Here is an 8,507-nt window from a genome sequence, read left to right as displayed (position 1 = left end):
CGCCGACGCCGACGACGCCGACGACGCGGACGACGCGGACGACGCGGACGACGCGGACGACGAGGACGCGGACGACGAGGACGACGTCGACGAGCGCTGAGTACCCCACCCGGAACGGGCCCGACCTGCATGGTCGGGCCCGTTCTGCGTTCCGGACCGACGGGTCTCGCTGACGGCTCCCGACGTAGGGTCTGGCCCAGGAGGACGCATGGACACGGAAACATCGACGCAACCCCTGATCGCTGGCTACGACGGGGTGGTGTGCGACCTCGACGGTGTCGTCTACCGCGGAGCGGATGCCGTCCCGGGTGCGCCGAAAGCGCTGCAGGACATCGTGGCTCGGGGGATCCGAGTCGTCTACGCGACGAACAACGCATCCCGCGTCCCGACCGAGGTGGCCACCCAGATCGCCGGCCTCGGTGCCCCCGCGACGGCATCCGACGTCGTGTCGAGCGCTCAGGCAGGGGCCGCCCGGCTCGCCACCGACCTCCCACCCGGAGCGGCCGTCCTCGCGCTGGGTGGGGAGGGCGTGGTCGAGGCGCTCCGAGACGCAGGCCTCGTCCCCGTGGCCGCCGCCCGTGACCACGCCCGCTCCGGACCCGACGAGGTCGCGGCCGTCCTCCAGGGCTTCGGCAAGGAGCTGCGCGTGCGCGACTTCGAGACGGCGGCCCGTCTCCTCTCCTCCGGCCTGCCGTGGGTCGCGACGAACGACGACGCGACGCTGCCGCTGCCGTGGGGGCAGTCCCCGGGGAACGGCGCCTACATCGAGCTGCTCGTCGCCGCGCTCGGGCGACGCCCAGACGTCGTCGGGAAGCCGCACCCCCCGCTCTACGAGCTCGCCCTCGAGCGCCTCGGCACCGTCGCTGCCAGGACGCTCGCGGTCGGCGACCGGATCGGCACCGACATCGTCGGCGCCGAGGCCACCGGCCTCGACTCGGCGTGGGTCCTCACGGGAGTCGACCGACCCTCCGACGTCGTGGCGAGCGAGTCGTCGCCCACCTACGTCATCGCCTCCCTCGCCGAGCTCCTGAGGCCGTATGCCGCCCCGGTGGCCGACGTCGGCGGCTGGCGCTGCGGCGCCGCCCGGGTGGCCCTCGACGGCGAGGACCTCGTCATCGAGCGGGGGAGCGCGGACCCCATCGAGGTGGTGCGAGCGGGCCTGGCGGCCCTGCTGACGTCGCGCGACGAGGGAGCGTCTTCCGCGCACCTCGGTCGAGCGGCGGCGACCCTCGACGGCCTGCTCGACGACTCACCGACCTCGACCCGGTAGCGTGACCGCAGCGAACCAACCACTCGGCACGGAGGCAGCACATGTTCGGCGACAGCGACCCTCGACGCGACGATCTCGGGTCCGGCGAACCGCTCGAGGTCGCCGAGGAGCTCGACCCGATGGACTCGGACGCCGACGCGAGCGACGACGCCGTCGACGAGTGGGACGACTCAGACGACCAGTCCGACGACGTCAGCGATGCGGACGTGTCGGGAGACGACCTCGAGGACCTCACCGATGAGGACGGCGCGGACGATGACGGCGTGTACGACAGCGTGGACGACGAGCGCCGGACCGACGACGACGCCGCGACGGCCGAGGTGCCCTACGCCCCGCTGGACGCGACGCCAGACGTGCCCACCCCGCCCCTGACGGGTGACCAGGCGGTCGACGAGGCGATGATGCGTCTGGCCGAGTCGCAGGCCGGGTCGTTCGCCGAGCGCATCGAGTCGGGCGAGCACGCCCACCGGAGCCTGCAGAGCCGCCTCGGCGGTCTGGGTGGCGCGTGACGCGACGTCTCGACGTCGAGCTCGTCGCCCGCGGCCTGGCCCGATCGCGCACCCAGGCCCGTGAGCTCGTCACCGCCGGCGTGGTGCTCGTCGACGGTCGCCCGGCCGGCAAGCCCGCCCTGCCCGTCGACGGCTCGTCGGCCATCGAGCTGACGCGTGAGCCCGACCGCTGGGTGGGGCGCGCGGCCGTCAAGCTGCTCCACGCCCTCGACACGTGGCCGGTCCCTGTCGACGGCAGACGGTGCCTCGACGTCGGGGCGAGCACGGGTGGGTTCACCCAGGTGCTCCTCGAGCGCGGTGCCACCCACGTGACGGCCCTCGACGTCGGGCACGACCAGCTCGTCGCGTCGATCGGCTCCGACCCGCGGGTCCGGGACCTGCCGGGCACCAACATCCGTGACGTCGACGCCGAGGCGCTCGGCGGCCGCTTCGACCTCGTCGTGTCCGACCTCAGCTTCATCTCGCTCGCCATCGCCCTGCCCGCCATGCGACCTCTCGTCACCGACGACGGCGACGTCGTCGTCCTCGTCAAGCCGCAGTTCGAGGTGGGGCGCGAGCGGCTCAGCCGCACAGGAGTCGTCACCTCGCCGCACGAGCGCCGCCGCGTGCTGCGTGACGTGGCCCAGGTCGCGACCGACCTCCACCTGCACCTGCACGGTGCGACGGCCAGCCCCATCGCGGGGGGCGACGGCAACCGGGAGTTCCTCTTCTGGCTCGCCCCGAGACCCGTCCCGGGCGCCTCGGTGACGGCGGTGGATGACATGCTGGAGGCCGTCGACCTGGAAGGAGTCCCGTGACGCGCCGCATCCTGCTCGTGGCCCACCCGAGGCGCCCCGAGGCGCTGACGGTCGCCAAGGGCGTCGTGCAACGCCTCACCCATCTCGGTATCGACGTGTCCCTCCAGGCCGACGAGGCCGAGGCCCTCGACCTCAAGGACAGCTCGCGCGTGCACATCGCGTCTGCCGAGGAGCAGGTCGCGGAGGGGTGCGACCTCGTCGTGGTGCTCGGCGGCGACGGGACCATCCTGCGCGGCGCCGAGTTCGCCCGCAGCGTCGACGTGCCGCTCCTCGGGGTCAACCTCGGCCACGTGGGCTTTCTCGCGGAGGCCGAGCGCGACGACCTCGACGCCACGGTCGAGCACATCGCGAGCAACGACTACGCCGTCGAGGAGCGCATGACGCTCCACGTCGACGCGAAGCTGCACGGCGACCTCATCGCGAGCAGCTGGGCCCTCAACGAGGTCAGCGTCGAGAAGGCCGCCCGCGAGCGGATGCTCGAGGTCACCGTCGAGGTCGACGGTCGACCGCTGTCGAGCTGGGGCTGCGACGGCGTCATCGTCTCCACGCCGACGGGGTCGACGGCATACGCCTTCTCGGCCGGCGGGCCGGTCGTCTGGCCGCAGGTCGAGGCCATGCTCCTCGTCCCGAGTGCGGCCCACGCGCTCTTCGCCCGGCCGCTGGTGCTGGGCCCCGACACCCACCTGGCCGTCGAGATCAAGGCGGCCACCGAGGGCGCAGGAGTCATGTGGTGCGACGGCCGGCGCCACGTCGACCTCCCTCCGGGAGCCCGCATCGAGGTGCGCCGTGGGCTGCGCCCGCTCCGCCTCGCCCGGCTGACGAGCGCACCGTTCACCGACCGTCTCGTCGCGAAGTTCGACCTCTCGGTCGCCGGGTGGCGCGGCAACGGCGACACCGCCTCGCCCGTGGACGACGTCGACGGCGGTGAGGGTGCCGGGCCCTAAGGTGGACCCGTGTTCAGCCAGATGAGGATCCGGGGCGTCGGTGTGATCGACGACGCCGTCCTCGACCTGAGCCCCGGGCTCAACGTGCTCACCGGTGAGACCGGCGCCGGCAAGACCATGGTCGTGTCGGGGCTCGGCCTGCTGCTGGGCGAGCGCGCCGACTCCGGCCTCGTGCGCACCGGCTCGGCCTCGGCGCTCGTCGAGGGTGTCGTGCAGCTGCCCCCCGACCACCCGGCCCTCGTCCGGGCCGACGAGGCGGGCGCCGACCACGAGGACGGCGAGCTCGTCATCGCCCGCACCATCGCCGCGGCCGGCCGGTCGCGCGCCCACGTCGGAGGTCGCACGGCACCGGTCTCCGTGCTCGCCGAGCTCGGCCAGATGCTCGTGGCCGTGCACGGGCAGGCCGATCAGTGGCGTCTCAAGCAGGGCGATGCCCACCGCGTCGTGCTCGACGACTTCGGGGGTCCCGACCTCACGGCGCTCCGCGACCGCGTCGGCGAGCTCTACGACCGCTGGCGTGCGTCGGCCCGCGAGCACGAGCGCCTCGTCTCGGAGGCGCGCGAGCGCGCCCGCGAGATCGACTCGCTGACCGCCTCGCTCGAGGAGATCGAGGCCGTCGACCCCCAGCCGGGCGAGGACGCGGCGCTGCGTGTCGAGGACGAGCGCCTCGCGCACGCCGACACGCTCCGCCTGGCCGCAGCCCAGGCGCTCGCAGATCTCAGCGGTGACGAGTATGCCGCCGAGCCGGCTCCGAACGTCCGTGACCTCATCGGGTCGGCGCGGGGTGCGCTCGGTCCGGCCACGGCGCACGACCAGGCCCTCGCCGGGCTCGACGAGCGCCTGCACGAGGTGGGCACGCTCGTGACCGACCTGTCGGCCGACCTCACGGCATACCTCCAGGACGTCGATCTCGACCCCGAGCGGCTCGGCTACGTGCAGGAGCGGCGGGCCGCCCTCGGGGTCCTCACGCGCAAGTACGGCGAGACCGTCGACGAGGTGCTCGAGTGGTCGGGCCGCGGGGCCGCTCGCCTCGACGAGCTCGTGACCGCCGACGACCGCGTCGAGCGACTCGGCGTCGAGGTGGCCGAGCTCGAGTCGTCCGTCGTCGCGGCCGCCCTCTCGCTGTCGGAGGCTCGCCGGGCCGCCGGTGACGACTTCGGCACCCGCGTCTCGGAGGAGCTCTCGCACCTGGCCATGGGCAAGGCCGTCGTCCACGTCGAGCTGCGCCGACGCACCGACCCCGAGGGTGTGGCCCTGCCGGTCGGCGACCGAGTGCGGCTGGCCCGACACGGCATCGACGACGTCGACATCCTGCTCGCGGCCAATCCCGGAGCCACGCCGCGCAGCGTCGCGCGGGCCGCCTCGGGCGGTGAGCTCTCTCGCGTCATGCTCGCGCTCGAGGTCGTCGGCTCACGCAACGCCTCGGGCGAGGCGGCGAGCGGACCACCCACGTTCGTCTTCGACGAGGTCGACGCCGGTGTCGGCGGGCGGGCGGCCCTCGACGTGGGTGCCCGGCTGGCTGCCCTCGCCGAGCACGCCCAGGTCATCGTCGTCACCCACCTCGCCCAGGTCGCAGCGTTCGCCGACCGCCACCTCGTCGTGCACAAGGCCGACGACGGCCGCATCACCTCGAGCAGCGTCAGCGTCGTCGACGGTGACGCCCGGCTGCGGGAGCTGTCGCGGATGATGGGCGGCGACCCCGACTCCGAGGCGGGGCTGGCCCACGCCGGCGACCTGCTCGAGCAGACGAGCGGTGCCCGCGTCGGCACGCGGCCGGCCGCCCGCAGCGGCTCACGCGTCTGAGTCCCGTCCGCGGCACCGTCCTGCGGTCCGCCCAGCCGTTGGACCTCGCTCCCGAAGGCCGTCCCGAGTGTCGTCCCGAGCCGTGCGTCACGGCCCGGACCGATGGGGTCGCCGACCCACCGACGTGGCACGATTGAGGCCATCATGGCCCTCTCCATCCGACGTCGCTCGCGCGCCCGGGACACCGGTCCCGGCGTGGTCGGCACCGCGCGCGTCGACCGGCGCACCAAGGCGCTGACGAAGCGGCTGCAGCCGGGCGACATCGCCGTCATCGACCACGCGGACCTCGACAAGGTGAGCGCGGACGCCCTCGTCACCGTGCGCCCCGCCGCCGTGGTCAACGCGAGCGCCTCGATCAGCGGTCGTTACCCGAACCTCGGACCCCAGATCCTCGTCGAGGCCGGCATCCCCGTGCTCGACGCCGCCGGCCCGGACGTCATGGCGCTCACGGACGGGCAGACGCTACGGCTCGACGGTGCCGACCTGTGGTCCGGGGAGACCCGTGTCGCGACGGGCACATTGCTCGACGTCGAGGCGGTCCAGGCCCAGATGCACGAGGCGCGGGCCGGGCTCGCCGTGCAGATCGAGGCTTTCGCGACGAACACGATGGAGTACATCCGCAAGGAGCGCGACCTCCTCCTCGACGGCATCGGCGTGCCCCCCATCACCACCGAGCTCGACGGCCGGCACTGCCTCATCGTCGTGCGCGGCTACCACTACCGCGAGGACCTCGAGACCCTGCGGCCCTACATCCGTGAGTACCGCCCGATCCTCATCGGGGTCGACGGCGGCGCCGACGCCATCCTCGAGTCCGGCCACCAGCCTGACCTCATCGTCGGCGACATGGACTCCGTCTCGGACAAGGCCCTGCGCTGCGGCGCCGAGATCGTCGTGCACGCCTACCGCGACGGGCGTGCCCCCGGCCTCGCCCKGGTCGAGGCTCTCGGGATCACCCCGGTCGTCTTCCCCGCCGCGGGCACGAGCGAGGACGTCGCGATGCTCCTCGCCGACGACTCCGGTGCCGAGCTCATCGTCGCCGTCGGGACCCACGTCACCCTCGTCGAGTTCCTCGACAAGGGTCGCGACGGGCAGGCGTCGACGTTCCTCACGCGCCTGCGCGTCGGCAGCAAGCTCGTCGACGCCAAGGGCGTGAGCCAGCTCTACCGCGCCCGCATCCCGGGCCGGCTGCTCGTGACGATGCTGCTCGCCGGCGTGCTCGCCTTCTTCGCAGCCCTCGCGTCGACACCGGCCGGGCAGGCGTGGCTGCAGGTCCTCGCCRCCCGCTGGGACGACCTCTGGACCGCCATCGTTGGGATCTTCACGTGATCGACTTCCGCTACCACCTCGTCTCGATCATCTCGGTGTTCCTCGCCCTCGCGGTGGGCATCGTGCTCGGGGCCGGCCCCCTGCAGGCCAACCTCGGCAACCAGCTGAGCGACCAGGTCTCCGCGCTGCGCACCGAGAAGCAGGCCCTCAACGACAAGCTGACGACGAGCGAGAAGCTCGCCGACGCGTCCGACGAGTACGCGACCGCCGTGCAGCAACGGGTCGTCAAGAGCCGACTGTCCGGTCACCGCGCGGTCGTCGTCGTGCTGCCCTCCGCCGACGGCACGATGACCACGAACCTCGAGGGTGTCGTGACCCAGAGCGGCGCCGGCCTCACGGGCACGGTGACCCTGAGCCCCGACTGGTTCGACCCCAGCCAGGCCTCCGACCGAGCACAGGCGGCCAAGGAAGCCGCGTCGGCCCTCGGGGTCGGGTCGACCGCGACGGGCGACGAGCTGCTCGTGCAGGTGCTCACCGACCTCCTCGTCTCGACGAGCGACGCCGGCACCTCGGCCCAGCGCACCGCCGCGCTCAAGGTGCTCGTCGACGCCAACCTCGTCGACAGCTCGGTGGCCGACCTCGCGCCGGCCGACATCGCGGTCGTCGTGTCCGCGGACTACGCCGGCACCGAGTCCGTCGTCGAGTCCCGCTCCGACGCCATCCGCGCGCTGGTCACCTCCTTCGCCGGCTCGACCCGGTCGACCGTCGTCGCCAGCGGCGAGACAGTTGCAGCGGCGGGCCAGCCCGTGACCTCCAACGCCGTCCAGGCCGTGCGTGAGAAGTCCGAGACGGCCGGGATCGTCTCCACCGTCGACCACGCCCGGGCCGGTGACGGACCTGCCACGGTGGTCCTCGCCGTCGAGGACGCCCTCGACGAGCGGGTCGGACACTACGGCGTCGCGGCCGGCGCCACCGCCACCGTCCCGCGGGTGCTTCCGTGAGGTCGAGCCGCCGCGCGGACTCGATCTCCGCCGCGTCACTGGCTGCCCTGCTCGGTTCGGCCACGGCCTCCTGGGCGGTGCTGCGTCTCGGCCGAACGGCGCCCCCCGCCCTCCGCCAGGCCTGGGAGCGCACCAACCATGCCGGCGACCCGGTCACCCTGCTCGAGGGGCCGGCCTGGGTCGGCGGCGCCGTGGCAGGCGCTGTTGCCGGTGCCGCTGCAGCGGCAGTCGCCTCGCGTCCGACCGAGGGACCGAGCCGCGGGTCGATGAGCTCCGGCTTGGTCGCCCTCGCCGCAGGTGCCCTCGGGGCGCTCGACGACCTCGCCGGAGGCACGTCCGACAAGGGTCTCAAGGGCCACCTCGGTGCGCTGGCACGCGGCGAGGTCACGACGGGCGCGGTCAAGATCGTGGGTCTCGGCGTCACCGGGCTGGTCGGTGCGGCGCTCTCCGACGCAAGCCGTCCCTCCCGTCCCGGACTGCTGGCCACCCTCGTCGGCGGGGCCGTCGTCGCCGGTGCCGCCAACGCCGTCAACCTCTTCGACCTGCGCCCTGGACGGGCGCTCAAGGTCACGGTGGCCGCAGGTCTCCCGCTGGTGGGAGGGGTGCCCGCGGCCGCCGCCGTCGGGTCCTCGCTCGGTGTCGTCCGGGACGACCTCCGCGCCACCGCCATGCTCGGCGACACGGGTGCCAACGCCGCCGGGGCGCTCGTCGGTCTCGCGCTCGTCGAGCGCACCGGGCTCGTGGGCCGGGTCGTCGCCGTGGCCGGCCTCGCGGCTTTGACGCTCGCCTCGGAGCGCGTCAGCTTCACCCGGGTCATCGAGGCCCACCCCGCCCTGCGCCGGCTCGACGAGTGGGGCCGGGCCCCCCGATGACCGACCGGAGTGCAGGGGGCGGGCCCGTCTCACGGCGCGGGCTGT

The 8,507-nt window shown here is 73.7% G+C and carries 8 protein-coding genes; all 8 read left to right on the top strand.

From position 1 onward, the window contains the following. Positions 1-208 precede the first annotated feature (208 nt). The 8 genes from AB4Y83_RS07200 (at position 209) to AB4Y83_RS07165 (ending at position 8,462) form a co-directional block, all read left to right on the top strand. Positions 209-1,270, top strand: coding sequence for an HAD-IIA family hydrolase (locus tag AB4Y83_RS07200; protein WP_442296419.1), 1,062 nt, complete (start codon positions 209-211; stop codon positions 1,268-1,270). A gap of 41 nt (positions 1,271-1,311) precedes the next feature. Then, complete coding sequence (locus AB4Y83_RS07195) at positions 1,312-1,779, top strand: hypothetical protein (RefSeq protein WP_442296418.1); 468 nt, start codon at positions 1,312-1,314, stop codon at positions 1,777-1,779. Beyond that, complete coding sequence (locus AB4Y83_RS07190; RefSeq protein ID WP_442296417.1) at positions 1,776-2,576, top strand: TlyA family RNA methyltransferase; 801 nt, start codon at positions 1,776-1,778, stop codon at positions 2,574-2,576. The genes AB4Y83_RS07195 and AB4Y83_RS07190 overlap by 4 nt, the downstream gene beginning before the upstream one ends. After that, positions 2,573-3,520, top strand: a complete 948-nt coding sequence (locus AB4Y83_RS07185) for an NAD kinase (protein WP_442273725.1) — start codon at positions 2,573-2,575, stop codon at positions 3,518-3,520. The genes AB4Y83_RS07190 and AB4Y83_RS07185 overlap by 4 nt, the downstream gene beginning before the upstream one ends. Before the next feature lie 9 nt (positions 3,521-3,529). Beyond that, positions 3,530-5,323: a DNA repair protein RecN gene (gene recN, locus AB4Y83_RS07180; protein ID WP_442296416.1), complete on the top strand. Its 1,794-nt coding sequence runs from the start codon at positions 3,530-3,532 to the stop codon at positions 5,321-5,323. Positions 5,324-5,467: 144 nt separating this feature from the next. Next, on the top strand, positions 5,468-6,649 hold the full coding sequence (steA, locus tag AB4Y83_RS07175; RefSeq protein WP_442296415.1) for a putative cytokinetic ring protein SteA: 1,182 nt from the start codon (positions 5,468-5,470) through the stop codon (positions 6,647-6,649). Continuing rightward, positions 6,646-7,590 (top strand): copper transporter, encoded by a 945-nt coding sequence (locus AB4Y83_RS07170; RefSeq protein ID WP_442273722.1) that lies wholly within the window; start codon positions 6,646-6,648, stop codon positions 7,588-7,590. The genes steA and AB4Y83_RS07170 overlap by 4 nt, the downstream gene beginning before the upstream one ends. Then, positions 7,587-8,462: a hypothetical protein gene (locus AB4Y83_RS07165; protein WP_442296414.1), complete on the top strand. Its 876-nt coding sequence runs from the start codon at positions 7,587-7,589 to the stop codon at positions 8,460-8,462. The genes AB4Y83_RS07170 and AB4Y83_RS07165 overlap by 4 nt, the downstream gene beginning before the upstream one ends. Positions 8,463-8,507: the final 45 nt, after the last annotated feature.

Origin of the sequence: Terrabacter sp. RAF57 (assembly GCF_052113925.1) — a bacterium.
Classification (GTDB): Bacteria; Actinomycetota; Actinomycetes; order Actinomycetales; family Dermatophilaceae; genus Terrabacter.
Note: the sequence above shows the minus strand (reverse complement) of the source record. Positions and strands in the feature narration are given on the sequence as shown.

Coding starts and splice junctions, on each gene's coding strand:
- AB4Y83_RS07200 (WP_442296419.1), top strand. CDS start 209: ATGGACACGGAAACATCGACGCAACCCCTGATCGCTGGCTACGACGGG.
- AB4Y83_RS07195 (WP_442296418.1), top strand. CDS start 1,312: ATGTTCGGCGACAGCGACCCTCGACGCGACGATCTCGGGTCCGGCGAA.